Origin of the sequence: Flavobacterium sp. A45 (assembly GCF_002001005.1) — a bacterium.
Taxonomy (GTDB): Bacteria; Bacteroidota; Bacteroidia; order Flavobacteriales; family Flavobacteriaceae; genus Flavobacterium.
On the sequence record NZ_MUNX01000016.1, the window covers coordinates 1 to 1,461 of the forward strand.

Consider the following 1,461-nt stretch of genomic DNA (forward strand, 5'->3'; position numbering starts at 1 on the left):
GTTAATAAATATTAATGAATTAATTTTAAGTCATAACAATATAGTAGATATTTCTACTTTAAGTAACTTAATAAGAATAACTACTTTAGATCTTAATGGCAATAGTATTAATTCAATTTCTTCATTAAAGAATTTATCTTCAATCACTAATCTGTATTTAATTGAAAACGAAATTACTAATATTGATGATTTAGCTGATTTAACGACTATTACTACTTTATCCTTATCAGACAATCTAATATCTAAAATTGATTCATTAAAAAATTTAAAACAATTAATAAAATTAGATTTAAGAAGCACCTATGTTTCAGATATTTCATCATTAAAAAATTTATTATTACTCGAAACTTTATCATTAAGCGATAATCAAATTTCAGACATAACTGCATTAAAAAATTTAAAAAATATAACTGTACTAAATATTTGGTCTAACCAAATTAGAGATATTAGTCCTCTAAAAAAATTAACTCAATTAGTGCATTTAGATTTAAGTGAAAATCAAATTTCAGACATAACACCCATCAAAAATTTATTAGGTCTTGAAATTTTATTTTTAGATAGAAATAAAATTTCAGAAATAAATATCCTAAAAAATCTAACGCAATTAACCCTTTTAGTTTTAGAAAACAACCTAATATCCGATTTTAGACCTTTAGAACAACATATCAAAACGATTAATATTATATCTGAAACTGAAAAACAGTATGATAGTGAAAATGGTGTTTTTATTTCCAATAATATTGCAACAATTCCTCCTGTAGAAGTTATTGAACAAGGAAATGATATAGTTTCACAATATTTTGAAGATGCAAAAAAATATGGTTTAAAAGCATTAAATGAATGTAAATTAATTTTTGTTGGAGATGGGGGGCTTGGTAAAACAAGCTTAATGAAGAAAATAGTTGGCTTACCTTTTACAGCAGAAACAACTACACATGGTATCAATAAGAAATCTTGGAATGAGGTAATAAATAAAAATCAAGAAAAAATAAAAGTAAATCTATGGGACTTTGGTGGTCAACATATCCAACATTCACTGCATCAATTTTTTTTAACAGAAAAAGTTATATATATATTATTATTAGATCCAAGAAATGATGCTAACGCGATGTATTGGTTAGAACAAATAGATAAACTAGGTAAAGATTCAGAAGTACTAATTGTTTATAATTGGAAAGATTCTAAAGACAAAGATTCTCATAATAATAAAAACTTCTTCGAGTTAAGGAAAACTTATCCAAAATTAAGCACTCCCTTTTTATTATCTTGTAAGGACAGTTATGGTTTTGATGAATTTAAATCTGAATTAATAAAAACTATTCTTAATCAAAATGACTTATTGGTACAATATCCATTAAATTGGTTTAAAATTAAAGATGAACTAGAAAAGGATGTTACAATTAGTAAAAATTATATTGCATATAACGAATATGACTTAATTTGTAAAAATAACAATTAAAC

The 1,461-nt window shown here is 23.8% G+C and carries 1 protein-coding gene; it reads left to right on the forward strand.

Annotation, left to right across the window (positions count from 1 at the left end; all coding sequences use genetic code 11):
• Nucleotides 1-1,459 (forward strand): leucine-rich repeat domain-containing protein (locus tag B0E44_RS00075; protein ID WP_174565117.1); only part of this gene is annotated, 1,459 nt, incomplete at its 5' end.
• Nucleotides 1,460-1,461 lie beyond the last annotated feature (2 nt).